The 25650-nt window shown below is 67.5% G+C and carries 32 protein-coding genes and 2 pseudogenes; 9 read left to right on the top strand and 25 right to left on the bottom strand.

All coding sequences use genetic code 11. The annotated features are described in order from the left end of the window. Positions 1-53 precede the first annotated feature (53 nt). The 5 genes from ACFF45_RS03220 to ACFF45_RS03240 all read left to right on the top strand — a co-directional run bounded on the left by ACFF45_RS03220 (position 54) and on the right by ACFF45_RS03240 (position 4416). Entirely contained in the window at positions 54-1922 is a 1869-nt protein-coding gene (locus ACFF45_RS03220; protein ID WP_381341567.1) for a DUF8724 domain-containing protein, read from the top strand. 8 nt (positions 1923-1930) lie between these two features. Beyond that, positions 1931-2725: a phospholipase D-like domain-containing protein gene (locus ACFF45_RS03225; RefSeq protein WP_381341569.1), complete on the top strand. Its 795-nt coding sequence runs from the start codon at positions 1931-1933 to the stop codon at positions 2723-2725. Between the two features lie 342 nt (positions 2726-3067). Next, positions 3068-3196: a hypothetical protein gene (locus ACFF45_RS03230; RefSeq protein WP_381341571.1), complete on the top strand. Its 129-nt coding sequence runs from the start codon at positions 3068-3070 to the stop codon at positions 3194-3196. 265 nt (positions 3197-3461) lie between these two features. Further along, positions 3462-3851: a hypothetical protein gene (locus tag ACFF45_RS03235; RefSeq protein ID WP_381341573.1), complete on the top strand. Its 390-nt coding sequence runs from the start codon at positions 3462-3464 to the stop codon at positions 3849-3851. A 376-nt stretch (positions 3852-4227) separates the two neighbouring features. Beyond that, on the top strand, positions 4228-4416 hold the full coding sequence (locus tag ACFF45_RS03240; RefSeq protein WP_360836694.1) for a hypothetical protein: 189 nt from the start codon (positions 4228-4230) through the stop codon (positions 4414-4416). Here the strand turns inward: ACFF45_RS03240 and ACFF45_RS03245 are convergent. Together ACFF45_RS03245 and ACFF45_RS03250 are read right to left on the bottom strand one after the other, a co-directional pair. Then, positions 4393-5199: a very short patch repair endonuclease gene (locus ACFF45_RS03245; protein WP_381341575.1), complete on the bottom strand. Its 807-nt coding sequence runs from the start codon at positions 5197-5199 to the stop codon at positions 4393-4395. The genes ACFF45_RS03240 and ACFF45_RS03245 overlap by 24 nt on opposite strands. Positions 5200-5204: 5 nt before the next feature. After that, positions 5205-6539, bottom strand: a complete 1335-nt coding sequence (locus ACFF45_RS03250; protein ID WP_381341577.1) for a DNA cytosine methyltransferase — start codon at positions 6537-6539, stop codon at positions 5205-5207. 115 nt (positions 6540-6654) lie between these two features. Between ACFF45_RS03250 and ACFF45_RS03255 the strand changes: the two genes are divergently transcribed. From ACFF45_RS03255 to ACFF45_RS03270, 4 genes and pseudogenes are all read left to right on the top strand, one after another. After that, entirely contained in the window at positions 6655-7497 is an 843-nt protein-coding gene (locus tag ACFF45_RS03255; protein WP_381341580.1) for a GIY-YIG nuclease family protein, read from the top strand. Between the two features lie 116 nt (positions 7498-7613). Further along, positions 7614-8360 carry an Eco29kI family restriction endonuclease gene (locus ACFF45_RS03260; protein ID WP_381341582.1) on the top strand — a complete coding sequence of 249 codons (747 nt, stop codon included), beginning with the start codon at positions 7614-7616 and terminating at the stop codon, positions 8358-8360. 114 nt (positions 8361-8474) lie between these two features. Continuing rightward, on the top strand, positions 8475-9224 hold the full coding sequence (locus ACFF45_RS03265) for a transposase family protein (protein ID WP_381341585.1): 750 nt from the start codon (positions 8475-8477) through the stop codon (positions 9222-9224). A gap of 801 nt (positions 9225-10025) precedes the next feature. Continuing rightward, a pseudogene (locus ACFF45_RS03270) lies at positions 10026-11197 on the top strand (IS110 family RNA-guided transposase). Between the two features lie 1041 nt (positions 11198-12238). Here the strand turns inward: ACFF45_RS03270 and ACFF45_RS03275 are convergent. From ACFF45_RS03275 to ACFF45_RS03385, 23 genes and pseudogenes are all read right to left on the bottom strand, one after another. Next, positions 12239-12772: a DUF6349 family protein gene (locus tag ACFF45_RS03275; RefSeq protein WP_381341587.1), complete on the bottom strand. Its 534-nt coding sequence runs from the start codon at positions 12770-12772 to the stop codon at positions 12239-12241. 52 nt (positions 12773-12824) lie between these two features. Next, positions 12825-13670 (bottom strand): hypothetical protein, encoded by an 846-nt coding sequence (locus ACFF45_RS03280; protein WP_381341588.1) that lies wholly within the window; start codon positions 13668-13670, stop codon positions 12825-12827. A gap of 69 nt (positions 13671-13739) precedes the next feature. Next, positions 13740-13928 (bottom strand): DUF4314 domain-containing protein, encoded by a 189-nt coding sequence (locus ACFF45_RS03285; protein WP_381341590.1) that lies wholly within the window; start codon positions 13926-13928, stop codon positions 13740-13742. A gap of 86 nt (positions 13929-14014) precedes the next feature. Then, positions 14015-15070, bottom strand: coding sequence for an N-6 DNA methylase (locus ACFF45_RS03290; protein ID WP_381341592.1), 1056 nt, complete (start codon positions 15068-15070; stop codon positions 14015-14017). A 78-nt stretch (positions 15071-15148) separates the two neighbouring features. Further along, the gene (locus tag ACFF45_RS03295; protein ID WP_381341595.1) at positions 15149-15748 is read right to left on the bottom strand and encodes a hypothetical protein; all 600 of its coding nucleotides are present in this window, start codon (positions 15746-15748) and stop codon (positions 15149-15151) included. Positions 15749-15765: 17 nt separating this feature from the next. Continuing rightward, positions 15766-16050 carry a hypothetical protein gene (locus ACFF45_RS03300; protein WP_381341597.1) on the bottom strand — a complete coding sequence of 95 codons (285 nt, stop codon included), beginning with the start codon at positions 16048-16050 and terminating at the stop codon, positions 15766-15768. Positions 16051-16084: 34 nt separating this feature from the next. Beyond that, a complete protein-coding gene (locus ACFF45_RS03305; RefSeq protein ID WP_381341600.1) occupies positions 16085-16432 on the bottom strand; it encodes a hypothetical protein in 348 nt (115 codons plus the stop codon). A gap of 91 nt (positions 16433-16523) precedes the next feature. Next, positions 16524-17597, bottom strand: a complete 1074-nt coding sequence (locus ACFF45_RS03310) for a PP2C family protein-serine/threonine phosphatase (RefSeq protein ID WP_381341602.1) — start codon at positions 17595-17597, stop codon at positions 16524-16526. Next, positions 17594-18001, bottom strand: a complete 408-nt coding sequence (locus ACFF45_RS03315; protein ID WP_381341603.1) for a hypothetical protein — start codon at positions 17999-18001, stop codon at positions 17594-17596. Before ACFF45_RS03315 ends, ACFF45_RS03310 begins: the two co-directional genes overlap by 4 nt. Positions 18002-18161: 160 nt before the next feature. Further along, a complete protein-coding gene (locus ACFF45_RS03320; RefSeq protein WP_381341605.1) occupies positions 18162-18794 on the bottom strand; it encodes a hypothetical protein in 633 nt (210 codons plus the stop codon). A gap of 65 nt (positions 18795-18859) precedes the next feature. Further along, positions 18860-19084: a hypothetical protein gene (locus ACFF45_RS03325; RefSeq protein ID WP_381341608.1), complete on the bottom strand. Its 225-nt coding sequence runs from the start codon at positions 19082-19084 to the stop codon at positions 18860-18862. Then, a complete protein-coding gene (locus ACFF45_RS03330) occupies positions 19081-19302 on the bottom strand; it encodes a hypothetical protein (protein ID WP_381341610.1) in 222 nt (73 codons plus the stop codon). The genes ACFF45_RS03325 and ACFF45_RS03330 overlap by 4 nt, the downstream gene beginning before the upstream one ends. A 119-nt stretch (positions 19303-19421) precedes the next feature. Then, complete coding sequence (locus ACFF45_RS03335; protein ID WP_381341613.1) at positions 19422-19856, bottom strand: hypothetical protein; 435 nt, start codon at positions 19854-19856, stop codon at positions 19422-19424. Continuing rightward, entirely contained in the window at positions 19856-20656 is an 801-nt protein-coding gene (locus tag ACFF45_RS03340) for a hypothetical protein (protein WP_381341615.1), read from the bottom strand. The genes ACFF45_RS03335 and ACFF45_RS03340 overlap by 1 nt, the downstream gene beginning before the upstream one ends. Before the next feature lie 72 nt (positions 20657-20728). Further along, a pseudogene (locus ACFF45_RS03345) lies at positions 20729-21046 on the bottom strand (HU family DNA-binding protein); the annotation flags it as partial. A 38-nt stretch (positions 21047-21084) separates the two neighbouring features. Continuing rightward, positions 21085-21459: a hypothetical protein gene (locus ACFF45_RS03350; protein WP_381341618.1), complete on the bottom strand. Its 375-nt coding sequence runs from the start codon at positions 21457-21459 to the stop codon at positions 21085-21087. 20 nt (positions 21460-21479) lie between these two features. Then, positions 21480-21938 carry a hypothetical protein gene (locus tag ACFF45_RS03355; RefSeq protein ID WP_381341621.1) on the bottom strand — a complete coding sequence of 153 codons (459 nt, stop codon included), beginning with the start codon at positions 21936-21938 and terminating at the stop codon, positions 21480-21482. Then, positions 21935-23431 carry a DNA cytosine methyltransferase gene (locus ACFF45_RS03360; protein WP_381341624.1) on the bottom strand — a complete coding sequence of 499 codons (1497 nt, stop codon included), beginning with the start codon at positions 23429-23431 and terminating at the stop codon, positions 21935-21937. Before ACFF45_RS03360 ends, ACFF45_RS03355 begins: the two co-directional genes overlap by 4 nt. A gap of 72 nt (positions 23432-23503) precedes the next feature. After that, the gene (locus tag ACFF45_RS03365; protein ID WP_381341626.1) at positions 23504-23986 is read right to left on the bottom strand and encodes a hypothetical protein; all 483 of its coding nucleotides are present in this window, start codon (positions 23984-23986) and stop codon (positions 23504-23506) included. Positions 23987-24045: 59 nt separating this feature from the next. Continuing rightward, a complete protein-coding gene (locus ACFF45_RS03370; RefSeq protein ID WP_381341628.1) occupies positions 24046-24201 on the bottom strand; it encodes a hypothetical protein in 156 nt (51 codons plus the stop codon). Continuing rightward, a complete protein-coding gene (locus tag ACFF45_RS03375) occupies positions 24198-24416 on the bottom strand; it encodes a hypothetical protein (protein ID WP_381341630.1) in 219 nt (72 codons plus the stop codon). Before ACFF45_RS03375 ends, ACFF45_RS03370 begins: the two co-directional genes overlap by 4 nt. After that, the gene (locus tag ACFF45_RS03380) at positions 24416-25069 is read right to left on the bottom strand and encodes a hypothetical protein (RefSeq protein ID WP_381341633.1); all 654 of its coding nucleotides are present in this window, start codon (positions 25067-25069) and stop codon (positions 24416-24418) included. The genes ACFF45_RS03375 and ACFF45_RS03380 overlap by 1 nt, the downstream gene beginning before the upstream one ends. Positions 25070-25148: 79 nt before the next feature. Further along, positions 25149-25577: a hypothetical protein gene (locus tag ACFF45_RS03385; RefSeq protein WP_381341635.1), complete on the bottom strand. Its 429-nt coding sequence runs from the start codon at positions 25575-25577 to the stop codon at positions 25149-25151. Positions 25578-25650: the final 73 nt, after the last annotated feature.

Here is a 25650-nt window from a genome sequence, read left to right on the forward strand (position 1 = left end):
AGTCAGCGTGCCGCAACAGCCGTTCTCAATCACGTCTCTCCAGAGAGTCCGTCATGGCCTTCGAACAGCTCAGTCGCAGTAACATTCAAGCCCTCTGGCGCTACATGCCCGGCCAGCCATACAACTGGTCCTCCAAGGGATCGGTCATCGGCCAGCAACCCCGACAGGTGACCGCCCTCGATGTGCCCGAGGGTTGGGTCGCTCCGCAACTCACTCGCCTCCTCCTGCCGTTCACCGCCGCGGCGAAGGGCGGCTCCAGGTCGGGAAGCGAGCTGCACGCGATCGATCGCGGACAGTTCAGGCTCGTGAAGGCAGAGGACCTGCGCGCCACGCGCTTCCCCAACACCTTTATCTGCCGTACGTGTGGCCTCTTCAAGACCGTCAGATCCAGTGACCCGGGACCGACCTGCGCAGTGCCGAGCCATGGAGGTATGGCCCAATTCTCCTGGGGTGAGGTGCATGAGTGCGGCCACCTGAAGGAGCTCTCGGTGCCGCGGTGTGCCTCCGGTTGCCAGGGCGCGATGCGGCTCTGCAACACCCGCGACTTGAACACGTACCGCTGGTACTGGATGTGCGGTCGTTGCCAAAGGCGCTCCGACCAGCCGATCGTCAAGTGGTGTTCTACCTGTCGCGAGGGTCGCCCCCAGGTGATGCGTGTGCCACAGACGTCGGCCTACTACCCACAGCAGATCACGGTCATCAACCCGCCGACTCGGGGCAACTATGGTGCCCTGGCCCACAAGCGCGTGTACGCGGCCGCTGTGGCTCAGAGTCTTGGCCTCCTGCCCAAGGGCGCGGAAGGTCTACGACGGGGAGGAGGCTCCACCGCCACGGGAGGTGCCGTGGAACAAGCACGCGAGATGGCCGCGACGCTCGGCCTGAAGACCGGCGATGATCTCTATAACCAACTCATCGCTGAGGCCAAGAAGAAGGAGGGAGACGCGCCGGCGTGGGACGCACAGGTCGACTCCCTCGGACGGAACCTAGACACGATTGAGGAGTTCGGTGAGGAGTGCCGTCAACTTGGGCTGGCCTGGGACGCCAAGCCCCTGACGTCGCAGGAGCTGCTGGACGGCGACGAGGGAACTGAGCTTGAGCCCATCTACCGGCGGTACCGCAAGCTCTTCACCCACTACGGGTTCGCCGACGTGACCCTGCTGCGAGAGCTCCCGATCGCCTACATCGTCGCCGGATACACCAGGATCAGCAGCAAGGCGGTCGCGACGACCCGTCGGGGAACCCAGACTACGCAGCAGTTCCGATTCTTCCCCGCCGGCCGGGACAGCAAGTTCCCGATGTATGGCGTCCGTACGGAGACCGAGGGCTTGCTGTTCGAGCTGGACAAACTCGCCGTGGTGAAGTGGCTCGTCGACTCCGGTCTCGTCGCGGATCCGGGCGTGCGTACGCAGGAAGACGCTCAGCGTTGGATCTTCTCGGTGGCCAACCCGGTAGTCGATGTCTTCAACGCCCCCGAGAACCCGATCAGCCGGGCGCTACTCGGCCTCGTCCACTCGATGGCGCATCGCACCATGAAAGCCATGGCCAGCAGGTGCGGGCTAAATGTCGATTCGCTGGCGGAGTACCTCTTCCCGGCAAATTGCGCCTACCTCATCTACGCGAACACTCGAAGCGAATTCACCCTCGGCGGGCTGGAGCATGTCTATCGCTTCGACCTCGAGGACGCGTTGCGTGAGTTGGACGCGGAGACCCGTTGCGTCTTCGACCCCCCGTGTCGGCGGGACTTCGGTGGAGCGTGCGCCGCCTGCCTTCACATCTCCGAGGTCGCTTGCGCGAGGTTCAACACCGTCTTGGACCGCAACCTGCTCTTCGGCACACTGCCGCTGTCCGCCTCCCCCGCGAGCACACCAGCTAAGTCTGGACGAGAGGAAGAGCGGCGGTGGCGCGGGTACTGGAGCCACTGAGACCTCTTGTGTCCCTTCTCCAGCAAGCGGCGGACCCTGTCCGCGTCACGGCGGCCGCGACCAGTCTCGCGGCCGCCGGCGCCACCGCGGCGAAAGTGATCGAGCAGGTCGCCAACGCGGTGACGGATCAACGCCTGGTGCCCCACGCCCTCCTCCACGCCGGCGTGCTCCGGGAAGACGGCCGCCTTACCGAGGCCGCACCGTTGCTTCTCGCGCAAGCCCACGCCATGGTCGCGATGTCAGTCGAGGACAACTGGGACTTGGTCTTGACCGTTCCGACCTTCTTGCGTGAGTCACTGAACTCGATGTCCCGAGACAACGGCGGCCCGGGGCTTCCTCTCGATACGGAGCGTACGCTCCGCATGGTCGCTGAGAGCGCCAAGGACCGACTGGTGATGGCCGCGCCTTATCTGCACCCCTCCTTCGTCTCCGCGCTGGCGCCCGCTATGGCCGATCTGTTGGCGAACGGAGGACGCGCGGTCGTGATCACGAGGGCGTTGGGTGTTTCCGCACCAAAGCGTTCTGAAACCAACGTCGACTCTGTGTCCATTCTGCGTGAGGCCGCAGGCGCAAACGGTGGTCACCTTAAAATCTGCTCGTGGGACGAAGCTGGCCTAGGTGTCCACTTCAAGGTCTTGCTCGCGGACGAACATCTGGCGTACGTCGGATCCGCCAACCTCACGCCTGGAGGCACTTCGTCACATGCAGAAGCAGGCGTGCTGCTGCGAGGAAGACGGGTTAGGTCGCTCTCGCGTTGGCTCCATGTGGTGGCTGATGAGCTCATACGAAGGTCACTCGCGTAAACCTCTTCAATGCCCTGCTGCCGTTGGCCGTGTAGCTGAGAACGAAGAACCACTGTCGTTCGGTTTGAAGAGCAGTCGCAGGCCCGCGAAGTGGCGAGTGTTGGTGCGAGATAAGAGCGCCCTGAGCCATGGCGCGGTGGTGAAGGGCTGTGCTGTGCGTCTGGTCTCCCATTAGGTATGCAGGTAGCTGCGGACTCGCAGTCCTCGATGGTGTGGCGATGCCGGCTGGACGAGCTGGGCGAGCTCGCGAGTACTTCAGGAATCGGTCGATGTATCAACGTGCTCGGATCGTGTCTTCTCCCGCCAGTAAGCGAAGTTGTTCCGGATACCCTGACTCATGGGGTGCTGTTCGCCCAGGATGCGGGCGCTGTCGGCGAGTGTCTGTTCGTACAGCGAAATGATCTCTACCATCTCTCCGGCCTGCGGCTACGCGTCGTCGGCGCCACGGACCCGCCGATCATCGTCATCTAGCCGCGGCGTCCAGTTCCATCTCCTCAACCTCCTCGGCCTGGAACCGACGCATCCCCGCTGGCCAGATACCTGAACGAGCTACCCGTGGCGCGCCATGGGCCCTCCAGGGAGCGTTGACGGCATAGCCCACAACCAGCGGGCGCACACGCCCGTGTAGGTGCGCGTCCTTCCCTCAGCGTCGGTGGGCGTACGGAGGATGACCAAGTGGTCGCCGGAAGCAGGTGACCCGTGGCAAGCTCATCTCCCTGGGGGAGAGGAACGACTGATGACCCACTACCAATGCGGATCGTGCTCGTATCAGAGCGACCATCTCGGCGAGGCTCAACAGCACTCGCACCAGACGGGCCACGTTTGCATCGGCAAGGACGGCGCCGGGCCAGCCGGAGGTAGGTTCGGCAAGGCCAGGGTTGTGGTTAAGGCCGGCGCCAGCGTTCTGGCTGCCACCACCATCGGGGTCCTCGCCTGGAAGTACAAGGGGCTTCAGGAAGAGCACGAGGAGCTCCAGACGAAGCACGAGGGGCTCCTGTCCATGGCTGCCGGACTGGTCGTGCAGTTGGCGGAGTCGACGGCGGAAAACGAGAGCTTGAAGTCGGAGAACGACTACCTGAAGTCGGCCACCGGTGCCTCGAAGACGCTCAAGAGCTACGACTGCTGAGTGAGGGCGCACTGCGGGTAGTGCTACTGGTGGACGGGTGCCCCGGCGCTCGATGCCGTTGGAAGGTCGAGCGGGTGCCGGCCCAGCCCGGCGCTAGATCCGTTCTCCGCAGGTCATCCATTCGGGGAGATCAACTGATCGCAGCGGGTCAGCCACCGATCAGCACAAGCTAGTGACCGAGAGCAGGCAGAAGGGCCCGGCCTGCCGGTCGGGCCTGCCCAACGGGCGTCAGGGCCGGGGGAAGTCATGCGTCAAACCCATAGGGGGCGGGGCGGGCCGACTCCGCTATCCGAGAGGGCACTCCTACGATTTAAGGTCTGCGACTCAAGTCAGGAAGGCAGGAGGCGAAGGGGTCGCGCGTGGCACACTCAGCCGCATGATCCGCGAACCCGCAGAGCTGACCGTCCAAGCGGACGGAACCGTTGAGTTGCCGATGGGGCTGTTGGCCGAGGCCGGTCTAAACCCGGGCTCCAAGGTGCTCGCCTTCAGCGACGGGGACGGCCGGATCGTGCTGCGTCGTTTTGATGACTCGGTCGAGGACCTACTGGGTGGGCATGGTTTGTAGCCCTGCCCGTTCAGCCGTCGCGCGCTCTGGGCGAAGAACCGCGATGACTCGGTTAGCCGCGTCGACTGGGTCATCGTGCTCCCAAACACGGAGGACCGTCCAGCCAGCTTGGCGCAGGAGGCCGTCAGTCTCGGCATCTCGCTTGCGGTTTCCCTCGATCTTCTCGCGCCAGAAATCGATGTTCTTCGTGGCGGGTCGGTGGTGCTTCGGGCAGCCGTGCCAGAAGCAGCCATCCACAAAGACCGCGACACGCGCTTTGGGAAAGACGACATCGGCCGTCCTGCGCAGTTGAGGTAGGGGCCTGACGCCCACGCGATAGCGCAGGCCCGCCCGATGCAGGAGCGAGCGAAGCCGGATCTCTGGCTTGGTGTCCCTGCCGCGGTTACCCCTCATAACAGACCGGACGGCCGGCGAAGTGGCCCAGGACCGCTCGGGCGGCGACTCCTCGGCGAGGAGCCCGGCGTCCCTCGCCATCTCCCATGCCTGAGCCAGGTTGGCACCACGTGTGTCGTGCGCGACCTCGCCCACGTACTCAGCGGGTGAGCGGCCCTTGTCGGACCACCGGAGATAAGCCCGGATACGGCGTGTCTTGGGGAGGACCTTCAGCTCGATGGAAGCGCGCGCGAAGCGTCCGTCGCCCAGGTCGACCATGCGCCGGTGCCGTCCACCAGCGGCACGGTCCTGCTCGGCCGCCAGCGCCTCACGGCTTCGTCCCTCTCGGCCCTTCCACGCGCGGGCGGGTGGCGGCTTGTCCTTCCATCGGCTTGGCTCGTTTGATGCCATACCGGTCACCTACGGCTCTCCGCCTCGTCCAGGGCGGCGGCCACGGCCTTTGCGAAGACCTCGCCGAGTAGAACGGGGACGGCGTTGCCGAGTTGCCGCATCTTCTCTCCGCGAGGGCCTTCTAGCTTGTGGTCATCCGGGAATGTCATAACGCGAGCGGTCTCTCGAACGGTCATGTAGCGGTGCTTGTACTTCCAGCCGTTAGGGGCTTCGGGGTCCGGCTCTCTGTCGTCCAGGAGCATGACCGATTCCCCACCGGGTACACCGTGCACGCCGGCCTTGACCGTCTTCGCCGGTCTGTCCAGCTCGTTGGGTGTGTGGCCGTCGTAGATACGGGCACCGGGCCAGCCGATGTGGTAGGTAAAGCCCCCCAAGTAGTGCTCCTTGCGATCGAAGAGCTCCTCGGGGACGGGGGGTAGGGGCTTGTTCCCATCGATTCCGGCGATCGCGTCGCGAAGGGTCCGCCAGGGCTTCTTCTCGCCGTCCTCGTCCTGCGGCAGCTCCTGCGGCAGCTCCTTCGGCAGTCGCGCGTGGACGCGTTCTACAACGTGGTCCGGCACCTCCCGGATGGCTCGATGGCGCTTCCAGTAGGACCCGTCCAGCATGGAGCGGATCAGCGCCTCTTCCGAGTACTGGGGACGCACCGCCCTCTTGAAGGCCTCGATATCGACGTTCAAGTCCGCCCGGAACGCGACGAGGATGACCCGGTGCCTGATCTGCGGCACGCCGTAGTCAGCGGCGTTCACCGGGGTCATGATGACCTCGTACCTCTCGGATGGATCGCGAGGCTCTTCCTCCCGACGTCGCTTCAGGATCTCGTCGTGCTCTTCCCACGACGCCCCGTCCGCGCGTTCCTCGAAAGGCAATTCCAGCTCCCGCTGGATGTAGTCGAAGTACCGCTTGAACGAGGGGCGAAGCAACCCACGGACGTTCTCGCAGATCACGGCCTTGGGCCTGATCTGCCGAACCGCCCTGAACATCTGGGGGAACATGTTGCGCGCGTCCTCGGTACCCTTGTGGGCGCCACCGAGGCTGAAGGGCTGACAGGGCGGACCACCCGCGAGGACGTCGACCTCGGCGTCGCGCAGGTACTCCATGGACAGCTCTCGGACGTCGCCCACGACCAAGGGGCAGGGCTCGCCGGGCTTGGGGATCCGTTCCTCGTCGCCGCGGGGCTTGGCCCCGTTGGCCTCCAGGGTCTCGCCCGCTCGCTTGTCGAACTCGTTATAGAGGAGCGGACGGAAGCCCGCGCGTTGAACGCCCAGCGCCAAGCCGCCAGCGCCCGCGAACAGCTCAACGCTGGTGCGGTCCCTAGTTTGCTCTCCAAGCTGATCAGGCATGGCGAAAGCATACCGCGGAGTTGTCGATCTTGCTGCGGGTATGGCGAGAAGTTTCTCTTCGCTTTCCCGATCGCGGATAGGGTGCCGGTGATCACTTGAGCGAAAGGACGCTTGGATGACGCCGGCAGTCGAGTCCGATGACGGGGCCAAGTACCACAGAGACTTCACCCTGAGCATCACCAAGGCCCTCGGCGATCAGCTCGCGGACGCGCTTGAGGGACTGGACCGGGCCCCATTGGCCGAGGACAGCATCGACGACCTCAAGGAGAAGCCCGGGGTCTACCAGCTCTACCTCAATGGCGAGTTCGTCTACGTGGGCAAGGCGGACAAATCGATACCTGTCAGGCTACGTCAGCACCTCCGCAAGATCGGCGGACGTCGCGGCATCTTCTTGCGAGACGTGGAGTTCTCTTGCCTCTACGTCGCGGAGGACTTCTCCGCCCTCGCGCCGGAGCAGCTGCTCATCACGCACCACAAAGAAGCCGGCCAGATCCCATGGAACAACAACGGCTTCGGCAACAAGGACCCTGGCCGGAATCGTGACAGCACAGTCCTCAAGGCCAACCACTTCGACATGCTCTTCCCCATCGACCTGGAACGTACGGTCGATGGGCTCACACCAGGTGTCGTAACCCTTCAGAAGTTGCTGGACGAGATGAAGACGGGCCTTCCGTACAACTTCAGGTATCAGAAGTCGCCTCTCTTCAAGCAGCGATTGGTGACGATCCCTGAAGCGGATATGACGGCGGACTCCGTCTTCAGATTGCTCGCGAAGGAGATACCAGACTCCTGGCAGATCGTCGCCCTGATGGGCTACGTGATCATGTACGACGACAGCCCCCGCGAGTATCCGAGCGCCTGGCTCTACTACCGCGGCACGGAGTCGTTCGAGACGGCGCCAGAGGCTGAGCCCCCCGGCCCTATCGACGAGGCCGAGGAAACCGACGAAGACGCGTAGTCAACCAGTTCGACCCACAGCCGCTTCCAGGCGGCGTGGGTGTACACCGCGAGTAGCCACGCGAGCACTCGACGGCCGCACTCGTCGTCAAACGCTGCTCACATCCCGGAGCCCTCATGACCACGCCAAGCACCCTGTCCTTCTGGCTCGAGGCCGAACCGCCTCCCGCTCCCCCACGGAGGAAGCCCAAGCCCGCCAGTTGGATGAATGGCGCACAGCGGCACGAAGAGTACAACCCTCTCGACCTGGAAAACCTCGGCCGCAGCGTCGAGGCGCAATTGCTGCGCCGCCCGATCGAGCCGCTGGCTTCCATCGCGCCCACCCTCGGCGCCGGTGTCTACGCCATCTATTACTCGGGCCCTCATCCGCTCTACAAGCCGATCGTCAAGCCTTTTGGGGGCACCCCTATCTACGTGGGCCAAGCTCGCCGCGAGGGGGAACGCAAAGGCACAACCGATCTGAACGCGCCAACGCGCGCCCTCTTTGATCGCCTAGAAGAGCATAAGGACTCCATAGAACAAGTCGCTCGGCTCGACAGCGATCTTGATATCCAGTTCTTTCACGCGCGTTACCTCGTAGCGATCGAAGCCTTCGTCAGCCTCGCGGAGCGCGTTATGATCCGGCACTATCGCCCTGTTTGGAACACTGTCGTCGACGGCTTCGGCAACCACAATCCGGGGGTCGGCCGCTTTGACAAGCAGGCACGGCCCGCGTGGGATGATCTACATCCAGGCCGCTGGTGGTCACATCCGAAACGTATGAAGAAACCAAGCGCCCGGTCACCCGAGCAATCGCGCCAATTGATCAAGGCGCACTTCGTGGGCATTCCCGCGCAGGTCACGAGTGAAGACGCCACTCTGTGAGCCTTTTCAGCGTGGCCACTGATCAGGTGATGGTGAGGGTGCCCACAACGCCCGAGGCTCCCGTGCCGTTGAGGGAGGTGTTCGAAGTCTCAACCCACCGGCACAGGAGCCTCGTTGGTTGCCTATCCTGCCGCACTCGACCTGCCTCACAAGCTCGTCGAGTGGGTCACGATGCTGATCGTCACCCGTGAGGGTGACCGCCGCTGCAAGCTCCCGCCGCACCAGCGTGCGCTTGTCGGCCTGACGTACCTGCGCAAGCACGACACCCTCGCGCAGATTGCCAGCGGCTTCGGTATCTCGGTGGGCACCGCCCACGCCTACACCACCGCGGTGGTCAGTGTGCTCGCCGACCGTGCACCGGGCCTGCTCAAGGTGCTGCGTGAGACCGATCCCCGCTACGTCCTGCTCGACGGAACTCTCGCGGAATGCGACCGAGTCGGCGACAGCCGGGCCGACTACTCCCACAAGCACCGCCGACACGGAGTGAACGTGCAGCTGGTGACCGATCCAGCAGGACGGCTGCTGTGGACCTCACCCGCACTGCCCGGCCGCGCCCACGATCTGACCGCAGCCCGCACCCACCGCATCATCCGGATCTGCGAACGCCAAGGCGTCCCGGTCCTCGCCGACCGTGCCTACATCGGAGCCGGCCCGTGGGTGACGACGCCCCTCAGGCGGCCGCCGGGCGGCGACCTCACACCAACCCAGCGAACCGTCAACCGCGCGCTCTCCGCTGCACGCGCACCGGTCGAGCGCGGCGTCGCACGACTCAAGTCCTGGCGGATCTTCCGCAAGGCTCGATGCAGCCCGAATCGAATGTCGTCAATCTCCGCCGCCGTCCTCACCCTGGAGCGACACCGCTGAAAGAGCTCTGTGAGTCGACTCACGCTGCGTCCGGGCGGGGGTGCGTTCAAAGCTGAGGGCTACGGTAGCGGCGGGCGGCGGTCAGGCATGCCACCGCAATCGACTCGTCCCCGTTCTCTTCCTCGTCAGTGCCGTCGGGAGCGGGGTTTGTCGGACCTGTTCGATGTGCCGCTCGATGCCGCGCAAGTTCTCCTGCAGATCCATGGTCACTACGCCATCGACGCTGATGTTCAGAGGGTCGGCGAGGAGCTTCGCTCACCGCTTGCCCAGTACCTCGAGCGCGACCGCGCACATAGATCCCAGCCGGAAGTCGCGGCGTTCCAGGTCGGCAGCCGCTCAGCCCTGCACCTCTCCGACCAGCCGGTCCCGCTCGCCGACTCCGGAGGCCCTCTTCTGGTATCAGGACCGCTGGACAGGGGTGGACTGCTGCCTCAGACGCCGCGGTCTGGTTGCTGCAGGACTGACGGAAGCACCTGAAGATCATGCCGCCTCTGCTGCGGTACACCGCACCCCCCGTTATCTTCTTCGCGGTCCCGCAAGAGGGCTGCTGGCCTCCGGGCCCGGCATGGCTGTTCCCCCCTGTCGAAGGGATGACCTGGGGGGTGGTGTCACCGAGGGTGCCGTTGGAGACGCTGATGAGAGGTCCGACTACCGCCTGGCCAGGCGCAATGCCTGGCCGTCTTCGGGCGGCAGGTCTGCATAACGTGGATGCGCGTACGGCGCCGAAGCCCTGGCCAGCACCGCACGAACCCCGCTCGGGAGGACGGGTTGGACCACATCGACGTGTGTGTCTTCCTCGGCATGGACGTCGGCAAGACGGCCCATCACGGCCACGGGCTCACACCGGCCGGCAAGAAGGTCTTCGACAAGCAGGTGCCCAACAGCGAGCCGAAGCTGCGCGCCGTCTTCGACAAGCTGGCCGCGAAGTTCGGCACCGTGCTGGTGATTGTGGACCAGCCGGCCTCGATCGGAGCCCTGCCCCTGGCCGTCGCCCGGGATGCGGGTTGCAAGGTCGCCTACCTGCCCGGCCTGTCCATGCGGCGGATCGCCGACCTCTACCCGGGCCAGGCAAAGACCGACGCGAAGGACGCCGCGGTGATCGCGGACGCCGCCTGCACCATGCCGCACACCCTGCGATCGCTGGAACTGACCGATGAGATCACCGCCGAGCTGACCGTGCTCGTCGGCTTCGACCAGGACCTCGCGGCCGAGGCCACCCGCACCTCCAACCGGATACGCGGTCTGCTCACCCAGTTCCACCCCTCGCTGGAACGCGTCCTCGGCTCCCGCCTGGACCACCCCGCGGTGACCTGGCTGCTGGAACGCTACGGCTCTCCGGCCGCGCTGCGAAAGGCCGGTCGACGCAGGCTGGTTGAGGTGATCCGGCCAAGGCCCCACGCATGGCCGCCCGGCTGATCGACGACGTCTTCGACGCACTCGACGAACAGACCGTCGTCGTCCCCGGCACGGGCACCCTCGACGTCGTGATCCCGTCTCTGGCCCGATCCCTCGCCGCCGTTCACGAACAGCGCCGGGCCCTGGAAGCCCAGATCAAAGCCCTGCTGGAGGAGCACCCTCTTTCCAAGGTCCTGACCTCGATGCCGGGGGTCGCGGTCATGACCGCCGCAGTGCTGCTGGTCACCGTCGGTGACGCCACCAGCTTCCCCAGCGCCGCCCACCTCGCCTCCTACGCCGGCCTGGCCCCGACGACGAAGTCGTCGGGAACCTCGATCCACGGCGAACGCGCGCCCAGAGGCGGCAAGAGGCAACTGAAACGCGCGATGTTCCTGTCCGCATTCGCCGCCCTGCACGATCCCGCCCCCCGCACCTACTACTACGACCGATGCCGGGCCCGCATAACCCACACGCAGGCCCTTCTCCGTCTGGCCCGCCACCGCATCAGCGTGCTGTTCGCCATGCTTTGCGACGGCACCTTCTACGAACCCCGCACCCCCGAAACCGCCCCCGCATGACCTACTCATCCTTGACGAACGACATAGAGGCCCCCCTGCGACCCGCCTAAGCCGTGGTCATCCGACTAGGCAGCAGCCTCGCCGGGCGGTTTCTGCCGCTCTACGCCATTGCGGCGACGCCAGTCGCGTACCGATGCCCCCGGCAGATCATGAAGTCAACGTTCACGTCTCAGGCGATCAACCCGGCCACGTAGGCCTGCGCCTGTAGCAATGCCAGTAGCCGGCCCGCACCCTGCCACTGCCAGCGTCAGAACAGCCCGTACACCGTCCGCCAGGGCCCGTACTTGCACGACAGATCGCCAGGAAACGAACATCAGGCAGGCACTGACCATGGTCCGAGCCTGACTCGTCACGCACGCTGCCGAGTGTCGCGGCCAGGTCCAGCACCACTGGCGCCGCCGAGGCTGGGCCGTTATCAGATCGGGCCGTTACACGGCCCCCAGCACGCCCGCTCCAGTCGCGATCTCATAACAGGGAGGCAGCGCCAAAAACAGGCGGGCAATGACCCCGAAGCGCCACTTGCACCGTAGGTCCGGTTCGCCGGAGATCGGCGTCCTCAACTCTGTCCTCAACACCCACGAGGACGTGATCAACTAGGGCAGCCAAGGCCGCTCTGAGTCCGGCCGACCAGCAAAGTTGCTGGTCAGAACGCTTCTTTGACCACGTTGCACAGTGGGGCGGGTGGGACTCGAACCCACGGCCGACGGATTATGAGTCCTTTGAGGATCTTGGCGGCCCTTGCTTGTCTGCGCGGATTTGGGCGTTTTCCCAGCTCAAACGGCATGGCGTGTGCTGGGGCTCTGGAACCTTTGTCAGTCTCTTCCTGTCCTTGTGTCCCCAACGCGTCCTCAACGAGTCCCCACGGGGACGTGAGGACGTGCTCCGGAAACGATCGCAAGAGCTCCAGGCCGGTGGTCGAACTCCTCCGCAGCGGATTCCCGTTCCAACGCGAAGAGGCTCCGCCCCAGAACCGGGGCGGAGCCTCTGTGGCCGTTCATGCAGGCCAGACGTCGTGCCGTCACTCTACCCGGCTGACCACACCTACGTCAGGGTGAGCTGTATGGCGCTGGACGGCTTCGGCTTCCGGCGGGTCGTGTGCAGGATGAATCCGCCACCGGGGGCGGCCCCGGCCTTGTGCCGGTCGAAGGGCGGCTCGGCGTAGAGCCGAAGCGGTCCGCCGGCGTCGAACCAGCCCTGCGGGTACCTCGCCCTGACGTGACGCCACCAGGTCCGTGCCCCTCTGCCGCTCGCCCGGTCCATGATCGGGAGACTGCGCCATTCGGGATGGGTGTGGTCGTGGGCGTCTTCGATCGCTGCGTCCCGGCGTCTCCGGTCTGGACCCTCCCAGGGACAGGCGAGGCAGGCGCCGCGGTACAGCCATAGGGCGTCGGTGACGATCTTCTGTATGGATGTTGCTGAGTGACGGTCGCTGGGTTCCGGCGGTGTGCCGAACTGCGTGGTGAAGCCGGGGTCGCCGTATGCGATGGACCAGGTCCCACGGAGGACATCCCTGTCGGCATTCCGGAGACTGGTGTAGTGGCGCTGCCGGGCTATGGCTCCGGTGTCGTTGCTCATGGCACTCCGGGAGGGGCGCGGCGTTGCCGCGCCCCTTGTCGGGTCGTACGGGTCAGTTGGTGCTGGCCTTCGGGCGCCGCCTGGGTGCGCGCTTGCGTGGACGCCGCGCCGCGGCGGCCCCCGGTTGCTCGTCGGCCGGGTTGCTGGACGTTTCGGCTGGGGCGGGGGCGGATTCACCGACCACGTCGGGCTCGGGCTCGGGCTGGACCTCGGGCTCGCGGTCGACTTCCGACTGGGACTCGGACTCGGCCTCCGCTTCAGGCGCGGGCGCGGACTCCGGGGCGGGGTCCACCTCGGGCACCGGGTCCACCTCGGGCACCGGGTCCACCTCGGGCTCGGGCGCGGCCTGCGGCTCGGGGTCGGGCGCGGCCTGCGGCTCGGGGTCGGGCGCGGCCTGCGGCTCGGGGTCCGGGTGTTCCGAACCGGTGGCGGTGGCTGGCGACGGAGTGCGCTCGGCGGCGACGGCCGCGAGGGCACTGTCGAAGAGGTCTATCCACGGCTTGTGGCCGACGTAGCCGGGCTTGTGCTCGAAGGCCGGGAGAAGGTCTTCGAGAATGCGCAGGATGATGGCCGCCGGTTCCTCCTCTTCGTCCGTGACGAGGGTGGTCGCCTTGTTGTAGCGGTGGCCTTCGGGAAGGCGCACGGCGACGTGGGCCTCGTGGGCGGCGCGTTCAGCCGCGCTGGCGTCGGCGGGGAGGGTGGGCGCGGCGTTACCGGTGATCCAGAGCTGGACGGTTGCTCCGCCGAAGATGGGGCGGAAGCTGATGGCTCGTCCGTCGCTGTAGATCAGGTGGGCCGCCCCGTCGGCGGGCGCTTCGGGATCGAGCGTCCAGTCTCCTCCGAGGCTCTGGGCGAGGGTGGCCGCCGTTTCTCGGACTGCGGCGTCGGTGATGAGCATGGGTCGTGTCTCCAAGAGGTCTGCTGGTGGGGCGTCGGGCCCGTCACGGTGCGGGACGGGCCCGATGGGTTACGCGGGGCGCACCTCGTCGCCGTCGTCCAGGAGCATCGAGAGCGTGGAGCCGCTGTCCCAGTCGACGGAGAGCTGGGAGAGGTTGGCGTCGTACCGCCGGACGGTTCCCTCGTCTCCCTCGGCGAGGTCGGTGTGCGGGTCGGTAGTGTGGACGAGCGCGACGCGGTCGCCTGGCCTGTAGATCATCGGAACCCCCTTCGCGGGTTCTATTCTATATGCATTCGGGACAGGGTCAAGATCGCCTATGCCGATTTCGGGTGCGTCTGCCCTGGTCAGGCAGCTACTTCACGCACCAGCGCCTCGACCTGCTGAAGCGCCGCAAGGATGGCGGCTTGGGCGTGCAGATCATCACGCCGCTCGATGGAGTCACGGGCCTGCTGTACCGCTCTCGCCTTCACGTCTCCGTCGTGCAGGGTGTCACCGCAGGCGATCAGGACGTGCGGACCGAGGTCCCAGATGATGGCGTTGACGGCCGCACCGGCCGCCGCGAGTTCGTCGATGTCGGTCAGGCACCATCCGAACTCGTGGGGGTCGATGTCTCTCTCCCGCATGACCTGGACGGCCGCGCGGTACATCCCGCCGGTTCCACCGGCGGGCTCGTCGAACTTCATCCCCGGCTTGAGCGGCATGTCACCGAGCATCATCAGCGCCATCAGTTCGGCCACCTCGGGCGGCGTGTGAACCTCCGCGAGAGCGTCATGGGCCCCCTTCGACCGCATGATGGCCAGCAGGGCGCCCATCACATCCGCGGTTGAGCGGGAGTACGCGTTGTCGCTGCTGGTCAGGTGGAGCAGCCCTCGGGTGAGCGCGGCCTCCACCACCGCCCTGACGGCGCGGGCGCGTGTCGGTCCGGGCTTCTCGTCCTCGATCCACTTGTGCAATGGCGTGGCTCGGTCGATCAGGTCCGGGCGCATGATCCACCAGCGCGCCCAGCACTCGCGGAAGGCCATGAGGAGCTGGTCGTCGTCGAGGCTGAGCCACCAGTCGGCGGCGAGGTAGGCGTCCGGGCCGCGCAGGGGCCACAGGGCGAGGGTGGCCACCACGCCCATGGGAATCTCGATGCTCGCCCCGCCCTGAGCGTGGTGCCAGGCGTAGCTGACGGCCTCGGCTACGTCGAAGGCGGTCTGGTGCGGGTTGCTCAACGAGGGCCGGTAGTGGCCCGGCTTGGGCTTGACCGTGGCCAGCTTGGGGCGGGCCTTGGGCGAGGTGGTGACGGGGGCGGGCGCCGGCGGGAGGTCGGCGAGGTACCTGCGGGTTGCCGCGGGGATGGGCGGGGGCGGGGACTCGTCGGGAACGTCGGCGTCGGCGAACAGGTCGAGCTGGCTCATGCGGTCCTCCAGGACGGGGATGGTCGGGGCGTGGCTGTACGGCGGCTCGCCCGTTGCGCGGGCCGCCGTACAGGGGGGTTAGCGTGCTCCGCGCTGCATGCGGCGCAGGGCGGCGGCGGCTTCCTCGGAGCGCCCCGCCGCCGACAGGGCGGTGTGCCTGAGCAGTTCGGTCAGTTCCTCGGTGGCGACCTGGGCGAGGATGCCGGTGAGGCTCAGGTGCCGCTGGTTGGGCGCGCGGTACGGGTATCCGGCGGCGAGCGTGAGCACGATGCCCGGGATGAACTGGTCGGTCTGCTCGTCGCTGAGACCGAGCCGTCGTCCGACGCGGTGCATGGCGTCGGTGTCGCCGAGGAGGGCGGTCGGCGGAACGGCCTGATGGGCTCGCTCTGCGACGGCGATCTCCCGCTGCACGTACGCCTCCCAGCTCAGGCGGGCGTCAGCCTCCCGGCCGTCGGACAGGAGCGCGCTGGCGGTGAGGGTGGCCTTGAAGCGGGGCGTCCGCATGGCGGTCTGCATGTACTCGGCGGGCGTGAAGCCGGCGCGAGCGACGGCGGGCTCGTGGGACTGGGCGTGGAAGTGCTCAAGGGTGGCGAGCAGGGCGCTCTCGGCGGCCACGGGGTGCACGCCCAGACGGGCCACGAGGGTGGCGCAAAGGATCTCCGACGCGATGGTGTGCATGCTGGTCTCCAAGCGTTCTATTTGGTGCGGGCGCTGGCGGCGAGGTAGGCGTTGGCGGCGGCCAGCCGCGCGGGGCTGGCAACGAGTTCCTCCGCCCAGACGCGCAGGGCGATGTCGCCAGCGGCGTCCGCGTCGGGCGCGGTGACGACGTAGGCGTGCTGTTGGGCTTCTTGAAGCTCAGCGCACCGCCTGTCGTGGGCGGCTTCGTCACCGGGTGGGGGTTCGACCGCTACGACCTCGACTTCGGCGGGGTTGGGTTCGCGGTAGATGACCCACCACGTCTGCTGTGGCGAGCTGGTCACTGTGTCTCTCCTTCGTGAGCACGTCGGCGGGTGGTCAGTCCCGCGACTGGGGTGCCGGGTAGTGGACGAGGAGTTCGGCGATCTCTCGGCCGATGTGATCCATGAGGGTGCGGATCTGCTTCCTGTCGCCGCCGAGGTACAGGGCCAGGTCGAGGACCTGGGGCGCGGCGGTGTAGTCCAGGAGCTGGCGGTACTGGTCCTGGGCGAGCGTCACGAGGCTGTCCGGCCGGAGCGCCCAGGACGCGGTTGCGGCGCTGTCGATGAGGTTCGCCGCGACGCGGAGCGTCGCGTCGTCGGGCTGGCGGGCGGCGATGACCAGGAACATCGCGCCGAAGTGGTGTTCCGGCGTGGTGATGACCGGCGTCGTGGGGCGGGCAGGCATGGGATCTCCAGTTCGGGGCGCACCCCTCGAATGCTTCTTTTCTATAGGCAAATCGGGGGAGGGTGCGCCCATGCTGAGGGCGGGAAGGGGGTTAGCTCTCGGGGAAGTCCACGACGAGGGCCGTCGCGTTGTCGGAGACGCCGTCCAGTCCGGCGGCCTCCAGCGCGTCGGCGATGCACATGGTGGCCGCGTCCTTGGCGTCGGCGGCGAGGTCGAGGATGTCGCCCACTCCGCGACCCTGCTCCTCCAAGGGGACGTGGACACCGTCGGTGCACAGCAGCAGTCGCCGGGCGTACTTGCGCTCGACCGCTCCCGCCTCGATGGAGCCGCGCATCAGGCAGGAGGTGATGAAGTTCCTGTCGTACGGGCCTGGAGTACGGCCGCGGGCTCGCTGCTCCTCGGCGTAGTTGTGGTCTTTGGTCAGCGGCACCGCTGTACCGATCGGGGTGAGCCGGTAGGCCCGTGCGTCGCCGCACCAGGCGAAGCGGACGAGCGGCGAGCGGTGGTCGACCACGGCGACGACCGCGACGGCGCTGGGGTCGGTCGCGGGGTCGAAGTCCCAGCGGCTCTCGTTCCTGGCCTGGACGCGTGCTGCCGCGAGGGCGCGAGCAGGGTCGCAGTGGAGGGCTGCGGCGCGGGCTATGCGAGGCGCGAACCTGCGGGCGAAGCGCCGGGCTTCCGGCGTGTCGCCGACGCCGTCGAGGACGGCGAAGGCCCAGCGACCGCTGCCCTTGTGGCGCTTGACGGCGTAGGCGTCGCACTGGTGGACCCGACCGCCGGGATGCTGCGCCGCGCTCACGCCCGGCGCCACGGCGAACGCGCCGGACAGCAGGCCCGAGGCTCGGCGGACAGCTTCGGCGCTCAGCGCGGGCAGCGGGGTGTAGTCGCCGGCACTGTCGGCAGGGCCGGTGATGATGACGGGTCCGCGCAGCACGGGCGGAGTGCTTCCGCCGGTGACGCTCATCCATGCTTGCCGGGCGACGTTGTTGACCGTCTCCCTGCTCTGTCCGCCGTGGACGACGGCCAGGCGGCCCAGTGGGTAGGCGTGGGCGCCGTCGACGTGGAAGCCGATGCTCCGCAGTTGGTCGGGCAGATGGGAGTCGAGGATGATCTCCTCGACCTGACCGTCAGGCTGGACGAGCAGGGCCGGGGTGGTGGCGATCACTGAAGCGGTCCAATCGTGCGCGGGGCCTGGCCCCGGGGGTTGGAGGGCAGAGGGATGGCGATGTCGCGGGGGTCCGGCAGCGGGTGGACGTAGAAGTAGCCGGGCGGGTGGGTGCGGACGTCGGCCAGCCGGGCGAGGAAGGACACGTCGCGGGTGAGGCTGACCCACTCGGCACCCGGCTCCCTGGTCAGATCGAACTGGAGGAGGAGTCGCCCGTCGCCGCCGTGCAGACGCCAGAGGGCGTAGCTGCCGGGGCTGTCGGTCTGGGTGGCCACGATCGTCTTGATGCGCGGTTCTATCCCGGCTGCGGTGACCGTCAGGCGCCGCAGCACGGCGCGCGAGAGATCGCGGGTGGCCAGGCAGACCTGGCGATCCGCGATCCGACAGGGGTCGACCGGTGTCACGCGTGTCCTCCTTGGTGTAGGTCCGCCCGGCGGCCGGGTTGTAGGTCACCGGCCGCCGGGCGGAGTTCGGGTGGGGCTTCCCCCTTCGCTCTGGTTCTATTCTATATGCATTAGGGGGGTTTGCAAGATTTTGGGGGTATTTTCTTCTCAGGGGACGGAGCTATTTCCGCAGCTCAGCGGGCGTTTCCGGCGTGGCTAGCTCTCTGATGTGAAGCACGAGACGGGACCCGGTGACGACGTGCCCGATCCTCATGTCCGGGCCGATGACACGCGTGTGGTCGTCGTCGTCCAGGACTCCTTGGTCCACGAGCCCATCCACGCACGCCTTGAAGCTGGGATACCAGTTGGCCGGGTCGCGCCTCTGCCGGTCCTCGGGGTGCAGCACGCCGACGATGTGCGCCCTCTCCAGATGCGGCACCGCCCGCGAAGCCGCCCAGGCGGCGCGCCGCAGAACTCTGGTGATGTCGGCACGACGGTGATGGTGGAGCCGCTGGTTGGAGTTGAGGAGCAGTAGCCGCGGGGGCAGTGCCACGCGGAACCGGCGGCCCGGCATCCCGTCGAACCAGTCCGTCGTCTCGGCGGCGACATCTCCGCGTTGGAACAGCGCCGTCGGCTGCGTCGCCGCACGCACGTCCAGCGCAGGCACGTCCTCGGGCGCGTATCCGCTCTTGCGTCTGCTTCCCGTCCCGGTGACGGCCGTGGGATGCAGGCTCGACACGAGGATGAGGCGCTGTCGAAGCCCGGTGGCCGCGTCGGCGACCAGGGCGCGCGCGTCCCCCTCTTCGTACTCCACGATGCGGATGCGAGCGGTGTCCTGCGGGTGGCAGGCCGCGAAGATGCGGCCGGTGCGTATGTGGGTCATGGGCGGTCCCGGTTCACCAGCACGTCGATGGCCCTGGCGACGACGACCGCAGGCCAGAAGACGATGACGACAGCGAGGTACAGCGCCACTGCGACGGGCATCAGTTGCGCGGCCAGGCGCAGCAGCGGCTCGTCGGCGAGCAGCACGGTGACAGTGACGGTCAGGATGACGGCCCCGGCCAGCCATCCGAGGAGGAGGAGCGCGCAGAGCAGTCCGGTCACGACCCGCTCTCCTGGTCCGGCTGCACGGCGACGATCCTCAGCACGCCGGCTCGGGCGAGCCGAAGTGCCAGGGAGGCCACCCGACCCTTGGGGTGGTTGGTGAACCCCTCGCAGATGGCGGGCGTGTCCGTGCCGAGCGTCTTGTGGCAGACGATGTGCCCTTCGCTGGCCACGGCCTTGTTGACCATGCCCGCTACCCGGCCCGGCTCCAGGTTCATGAGGTTGCCCGGCCGAAAGATGCACGTTGAGCACCGGTGTGCGCATACCCGGACGCTCCAGGTCGCCGGGTCGGCGACATCGTCGCGCAGCCCGTCCGCTGAGTACGTGGCGGCATCCGTCACCGGTCAGCCCCCGGCGTGGCCGCGATCACGGCTTCCCCGGTCGCGGCGAGAAGCGTGTGCATGCACGCGGGCCACAGGTCCGGGTCATCGGACGTGTAGGCGGCGTCGTAGAGAGCCAGCGTGGTGTCCGTGTCGTCGTTAAGGTAGGCGGCGATGAAGCGCGCGGCGAACAGGTGATGCGGGGGAATGGTGTCCTCCGGCCGCGACCCGTCAGCAGTTCTGATCCCCCAAAAGCAGGTGTGGCTATGGCTTCCGTGCATCTTCGTCAGCGCGGCCTTGGCGACGGTGGCGATGCCCAGGGCCACCCCGTACATCATCGACGGCGTCTGCGTCTCGGCCAGCGTGGCGAGGATCTGCACGGACTCCTCACGTCGACCCTCCACCCAGCGTCCGACCGCTTCCCAGACGCTCTCGGCTATCTCCTCGTGCATCAGCACACCTCTTCGTTCATCAGCTCGTCGCGGTCGACGGGGGGCGTTTCTCGTTCGTCGGGCAGCATGGGCGCCGCCTGGTGCGCTCGCCGCAGCTCGGCCAGGGGCAGGGGGCGGGCGACGCCTTTGCGTCGTTGGCGGAGGATCGTGACGGGCCCCAGTAGCCGGCGCAGGCCCTCTTCCTCCGCCTCGGCGTAGGCGTACCGGTCGGGCATGACGTCGAGGAGGTGCCTCCACTGACGCATGCCTGCCCTCACGCACGTCCCCCCGCAGTTGTTGTGGGAGAAGCCCAGCTCGTATAGGCGCGGCGGAGCGACGCCCAGTGCACGCGCCTCCTGGAGCAGTTCGCCCTTGGTACGCGGTGGTTCCCACTTCGAGCACAGGGGGAAGCGGGTGCGCCAGGGCTTCCAGGCGCGGGCGATGGCGGGTATCCGGGCCTTGTCGCGCGCCGTGGGTTCGATGCCGACGTACACGAGCGTGCTGGCGGGGTCCTTGTGGGCTTCCATCCACGTGCGGCACGGGATCTGCTTCAACGCCCGTGTGCATGGCGCGAGTCGGTCGTTCCCGAGGAACCTCTTGTCTCGGAAGACCTGCCAGGGCGTGCGCCCGTCCGCCACCTTGGTCAGCGGCACCCCCAGCAGGCGGCTGGTGTCGTCAGCGAATCTCCACAGGTCGTCGTCCTCAATGCCCGTGTCGGCGATGAGGAGGGTGAGGTTGTCGGTTCCGTGCTTCTCAGCGACGCGGACGGCGGCTGCGAAGCTGCCGATGCCGCCGCTGAACTGCACGACGTGAGCGATCACTGTGCGCTCCGGGTTCGGGCCGCTCCGGGTCCTGCCGGGGCGGCAACGGCGTGCAGGTCAGGTGCGAGGCGTCTTCGGGGCCTTCTTGATGGCGCTGCCCTCTTCCGGGAGCGGCTTGGTGCCGTCGACCAGGGCCTTGAAGGACGCTCCGGGACGGAAGCGGACCGCTCGGGTGGCTTCCACCTGCACCCGCTCTCCGGTCTGCGGGTTGTGCGCGAGTCGTGCCGGACGCTCCACGGGTGCGATCGAGCCGAAGCCGGTCACGCTGACCCGCTTCCCTTCGGCCACCGCGCGGACGATCGAGTCGAAGACGGCCTCGACCGCTTCCGCGGCGACGGTCCGGGAGCCGAGCTTGGCGGCGACGTCCTCGATGAGGAGCTTCTTGTTCATGGCTGTCCTTCTGTGGGTTGGGTGGGAAGCAGCCGAGTTCAGGCGGCGGGCTCGTCGAGTGCCAACGCCCAGTGGTTGGCGGCTCGGGGCACGGCCTGCGGCACATAGGCGACGGCCTCGACGGGGATGTCCGCGTAGCTGCCGTAGGTGCGGCGGCACAGGTTGCCCTGGGCCGTCGTGGCCGTATTGGTGTGGGAGTCCGGGTCATCGCTGCCGATCAGGTGCGCCCATCGCTCGTAGACGCCCTCCTGCGGCCGGTGCATGTGCAGCCGGACGCCCATGCCGTACTCCACGCCGTCGTGGAAGATCGGGGCGAACTCGATGCCGGGCGCGGGCAGGTCTGGGTTGAGCTGTGCGATGAGTGCCACGGCGGCGACGGGGCCGAGGAGTTCGCGCATCGATCGGTCGTTCATCTGTCCTACTCCTTCAGTGATCAGGCGACGTCGGGGAGTTCGAGCTGCTGCGCGTCCGGCTCGTGCTCGGCGTCGAGTGGGTTGGGGCCGGGCTGGTAGAAGGGCTGGCAGTCGGGGCACTGCTGCTCGACGGCGCGGCGATGGGCGCGGGACCCAGCGGCGGTGCCGCACGACTTGCGGATGACCGCCGGCGGCAGCTCCGAGGGGTCGGCGTCCGGCAGGGCGTGAACGATCACGCCGTTAAGCCAGATCCGGCCGCCGCAGACGCCGTCGAAGTCGTTCTTGGCGGGCAGGACCTGCCGGATGCAGGCGGCTCGGTAGGGGCAGCCGCCGCAGACGTAGAGGACCGGTTCGCAGATGGCGACCAGGTCCTTACCGGTCTTCCACCGGTTGTCGGCCACGGCGAAGTCGGGATCGCCCCAGCAGGGGGCGTGCTCGGTGACGTGTGTTCCGGGGAGGGCGCTGCGGCTTCCGGTCACAGGACGGGCTCCAATCGCTGGCCTATCCACCGCGCGACGTTGACGGAGACCGCGTTGCCTGCCTGCATGGTCTGTTCGGCCTGGTTGCCGTAGACGACGTACTTCGCCGGGAACCGCTGTCCTTCGAGCTGTTCGCGGGGCTTGAGCATCCGGAAGTAGCAGTCGTTGATGTCCGGCGCGGAGCGGACCAGGGCGGCCGAGTCACGGGTGGAGAGGGTGTGGACGGGTTCGGCGGCCGTCTTCACTGCGGCCTTGCGGTACGGCACGACGAGGGTGTTCCTCGCCCGCTCCGGCACACGGCCGGCGTGGGTGACCAGGCCGTGATGGTTGCCCTGTGCGGTGACTCCGCTCAGCGGATTGGCCGCAGGGCTGGCGGTGGCGTGGTTGCGGAACTCGACGATGAACGGCTCCACCGTCAGGAGTGCTTCGCTCTCGCGGGTGGTGCGAGTGCGAAGCGGCACGTCGACGGGAACGGCGTCGGTGTTCCACGAGCCGCCGGTCGGCACCAGGAGGGCGTCACCCTGCTTGGCCGTGCGTGTCGGCAGGGGCCGGTCCTCGACGGCGTACGCGCGGTCGCCGCCGTCCTTGCCGTGGGTGAGGGTGATCGAGCTGGGCCGGTAGGGGAACTTGAGGAGGCCCGCGCGGATGCGGTCCATCGTGGTGTCCACGAGGGGCTTTTTGCGGTCGCCGATGCGTGTGCCGAGGTCGTCCCAGTTGATGATGTCGCTGGCCGGTCGGACGTACGGCTCGACCATGGCGTGGCGGCAGCGGCTGTTGGGGCAGCGGTAGATGTAGTCGCGCCGGTACTTCCCGATCCGTACGCCCGCCACGTTCCACGACTGGACGGCGTGCACGTCCTCGCCGCAGTCCACGCACGGTGCGAGGGGCCTGGGCTCCAGGTCCGGCTTCCGCATGGTCTTGAGGGTGAAGACGACGTACATCCGGTCACGCCACTGCGGAGCGCGCAGGTTGACGTCGTCGCCGATGTGGGCACTGCTGACGCACACGATCTGGTACTGGTAGCCGAGCAGTTCCATCGCTTCGAGCCACTTCGGGAACAGAATCCAGTCGAGACCGAACTCGACGACGTTCTCCACGACGATGGCCTTGAACCGCTTGGCCTCGGCTGCCCGGACGACGCACCAGCCGGTGACCCGGGTCCGCTCGAATGCGTCCTTGGTCAGGGCTTCCCAGTCGTCGCCCTCCTCGATGAGGTCGAGCAGGTCCATCTGGTGGGTCTCGCGCCGTCGCCCGCCCGCGGGGCTGATCTCCGTGCAGATGACCGACGCCCACAGGACGTCGGCGTTGGGCAGGTAGCGCATCGGGAAGCCGGAGATGTCGATGCAGGCGTGGTCCGCGTTGCGGTGGTTGGCGGCGTGCGTGTCGATCGCGAGTTGCCAGTGGTTGATCCCGAGGATCAGTTCGTACCCGGCTTCGACAAGCCCGGTGCTGCTGCCTCCTGCGCCGCACAGCAGGTCGATGACTTTGGCCATGGTGGTGGTTCGTTCTCCAAGAGGTCTACGGAGCCCGGCCCCGCAGCGCGCGGGGCCGGGCGGTGGCCGGGATCAGTAGGTGCGGAAGCCGCCGTGCGTCTGGGCCCGGCGCAGGAACGCCGTCCAGTGCCGCCACGTCGGATCGCCCACGGGCATCTCGGCGATGGCTACGTTCGGGTGGGCCTCGTAAGCGGTCAGCGCGGCACTGATCTCGGCGACGGTGACGAGGAAGCCGTCGTTGTTCGCGAGCTTGTAGATGGGGATGCCTGTCGGCTGGGCCTCCGCACCGTCCAGGACTGCCTGGTACGCGGCCCGGTACTCGGCGATGCGGTTGGCCGTTGCCTGGTCAGGCTGGACGCCGGGCTGGAAGTCCTCCACTGCCAGGCCGTAGGCGGAAAGGGCCGGGGCGCAGGGAACGGGCTGCTCGGCGAGCATCCCGAAGTTGTTCATGGCGTCGAGCGTTCGCGGCAGGGCGGTCCACGCGAAGACGAAGCAGTTCTCGTCACCTGCGGCGAGTGTGCCGTCGAGGTTCTGGACGTACATCTGGAATCCCACGGGGTGTTCTCCAAGAGGTCTGTGACTGTCCGGCCCGTGACGAGCGGGCCGGACAGCGTTCAGCGGTGGGCGGCGTGCCGGGGGTGCTGTTCGCCGCAGGTGGTGCACCTCGGGAGCCGATTGCGGGCCTCCCAGCGCACTTCGTCCACGACGAGCACGGCGAGGCCGGCGGCGGCGACGACGGCGACTGCGAGCAGCGCGAGGAGGGGGGTCATCGCGTCACCAGCTCGTCGCGGGCCGGGCAGGGCTGCATGAGCTGCATGCAGGCGACCAGAACGGCCTGGGCATCGTTGGTGAGCAGCGCGTTGTCCAGCGCGGCTTGCACGCGGGCTCGCTCCTCGTCGTTCTGGACGTGGGCGATCACGCAGGTGCATGGGCGCTTGGCGGTCGGGTCGGCCGAGCTGGGCCGGTCCGCTTCCGCGACGGACATCAGGCGCTCACCTGGCCGACGTGGGCGAGATAGACGGTGACGATCTCGCCGTTCAACTCCCAGATGGTCAGGGGCCAGTTCGTGCCGCCCTGTTCGTGGATGCACCGCCAGCCGCGCTCCATCAGCTCGTGGGTGGCGTAGCCGTACTCCTTGACCGCCGCGTTGCGGTCATCGAAGGGTCCCTGGATGAGCTTGCTGATGCGCCTGTGGGCCTTCGTCACGCCGTCGAGCTGGACGGACATGAGGTCGATCAGCTTGGGCGCGAGGCCCCGCTCGGCGACGAAGGCGGTGACGGCCTGGATGAGGGGGACGACGTTGTTGCCGTTCTGCGAGTGCTCGCCGTCGACGGTGGAGTCATAGACCAGCTCGTCGACGGTCGGGTTGTCCTCGTGGGCCCGCCTGACGTGCCAGCCCTCGACCTCCGTGGGGTCGAGGGGCAGTTCCTCGACCGAGGAGATCCACAGGTGCGATCCGTCGGTGAGCTGCGCGGTGATGCCGAACATGCCGCCTGAGATCTCGACGTCGGCGACGAGCGGGATGCGCCGCAGCGCGGTGATGACCGGCTCGTAGGCGTTCCACAGCTTGCGCCACAGCGGGTCGTCGGTGTTGCCGTGCACGGGCATCGGGGCCATCTGCGCGAGGTGGGTGCTCACGGGTTTCTCTCCAAGAGGTCTTGTGCCGCCCAACAGTACAGAGTTGGGATCTATTTCGGTACCGATTGAAACGCCCGCTCTAGCAGACGGGGGGCCTCCGGCGCTCCTCACGCGCCCCTCGGGCGACGGCGGTCAGGACCGCCAGCTCGTCGGCGCGCTGCTGGGCCGCCTCGGCGATGCGCTGGGCCTGGTGGGCGAGACTGCGCGCCTGCATGAGGGCGTGGTGGTTGTCGCGGGGGTCGAGATAGATCTCCGCGCCGCCGATCTCGTTGAGGAGGTCGGTCACGATGTCGTCCCGCGTGTGCTCGGCGTGACCGAGGCCGTCGAGGTCGCGTTCACGCTCGGCCTGGTCCTTGAGGTCCGCGATCTGGATGAGCATGTCACCAACGCCCTCGGGGTCTTCGCGGTAGAGGTCGGCGAGGGTGCGGATCTGCTCGTGAGCGGCGGCGCTGCCGTCGAGCACGATGGCACCCTTGTGGGCGCGGCGGAGGGTGGGCAGGTAGCTCATGTCGTCCTTCCGGGTCCGAGGGGGTCTCTCCCCCTCTTTCTGGTTCTATTCTATATGCAATACCAGGGATGTC

The organism is Streptomyces cinereospinus, from assembly GCF_042430725.1.
Taxonomy (GTDB): Bacteria; Actinomycetota; Actinomycetes; order Streptomycetales; family Streptomycetaceae; genus Streptomyces; species Streptomyces cinereospinus.

Coding starts and splice junctions, on each gene's coding strand:
- ACFF45_RS03235 (WP_381341573.1), top strand. CDS start 3,462: ATGACCCACTACCAATGCGGATCGTGCTCGTATCAGAGCGACCATCTC.
- ACFF45_RS03220 (WP_381341567.1), top strand. CDS start 54: ATGGCCTTCGAACAGCTCAGTCGCAGTAACATTCAAGCCCTCTGGCGC.
- ACFF45_RS03350 (WP_381341618.1), bottom strand. CDS start 21,459: ATGAACGACCGATCGATGCGCGAACTCCTCGGCCCCGTCGCCGCCGTG.
- ACFF45_RS03375 (WP_381341630.1), bottom strand. CDS start 24,416: ATGTCCGTCGCGGAAGCGGACCGGCCCAGCTCGGCCGACCCGACCGCC.
- ACFF45_RS03370 (WP_381341628.1), bottom strand. CDS start 24,201: ATGACCCCCCTCCTCGCGCTGCTCGCAGTCGCCGTCGTCGCCGCCGCC.
- ACFF45_RS03245 (WP_381341575.1), bottom strand. CDS start 5,199: ATGGCATCAAACGAGCCAAGCCGATGGAAGGACAAGCCGCCACCCGCC.
- ACFF45_RS03385 (WP_381341635.1), bottom strand. CDS start 25,577: ATGAGCTACCTGCCCACCCTCCGCCGCGCCCACAAGGGTGCCATCGTG.
- ACFF45_RS03330 (WP_381341610.1), bottom strand. CDS start 19,302: ATGAACCTGGAGCCGGGCCGGGTAGCGGGCATGGTCAACAAGGCCGTG.
- ACFF45_RS03305 (WP_381341600.1), bottom strand. CDS start 16,432: ATGCCTGCCCGCCCCACGACGCCGGTCATCACCACGCCGGAACACCAC.
- ACFF45_RS03290 (WP_381341592.1), bottom strand. CDS start 15,070: ATGAGCCAGCTCGACCTGTTCGCCGACGCCGACGTTCCCGACGAGTCC.
- ACFF45_RS03275 (WP_381341587.1), bottom strand. CDS start 12,772: ATGAGCAACGACACCGGAGCCATAGCCCGGCAGCGCCACTACACCAGT.
- ACFF45_RS03335 (WP_381341613.1), bottom strand. CDS start 19,856: ATGCACGAGGAGATAGCCGAGAGCGTCTGGGAAGCGGTCGGACGCTGG.
- ACFF45_RS03255 (WP_381341580.1), top strand. CDS start 6,655: ATGACGCCGGCAGTCGAGTCCGATGACGGGGCCAAGTACCACAGAGAC.
- ACFF45_RS03260 (WP_381341582.1), top strand. CDS start 7,614: ATGACCACGCCAAGCACCCTGTCCTTCTGGCTCGAGGCCGAACCGCCT.
- ACFF45_RS03280 (WP_381341588.1), bottom strand. CDS start 13,670: ATGCTCATCACCGACGCCGCAGTCCGAGAAACGGCGGCCACCCTCGCC.
- ACFF45_RS03295 (WP_381341595.1), bottom strand. CDS start 15,748: ATGCACACCATCGCGTCGGAGATCCTTTGCGCCACCCTCGTGGCCCGT.
- ACFF45_RS03250 (WP_381341577.1), bottom strand. CDS start 6,539: ATGCCTGATCAGCTTGGAGAGCAAACTAGGGACCGCACCAGCGTTGAG.
- ACFF45_RS03360 (WP_381341624.1), bottom strand. CDS start 23,431: ATGGCCAAAGTCATCGACCTGCTGTGCGGCGCAGGAGGCAGCAGCACC.
- ACFF45_RS03285 (WP_381341590.1), bottom strand. CDS start 13,928: ATGATCTACAGGCCAGGCGACCGCGTCGCGCTCGTCCACACTACCGAC.
- ACFF45_RS03240 (WP_360836694.1), top strand. CDS start 4,228: ATGATCCGCGAACCCGCAGAGCTGACCGTCCAAGCGGACGGAACCGTT.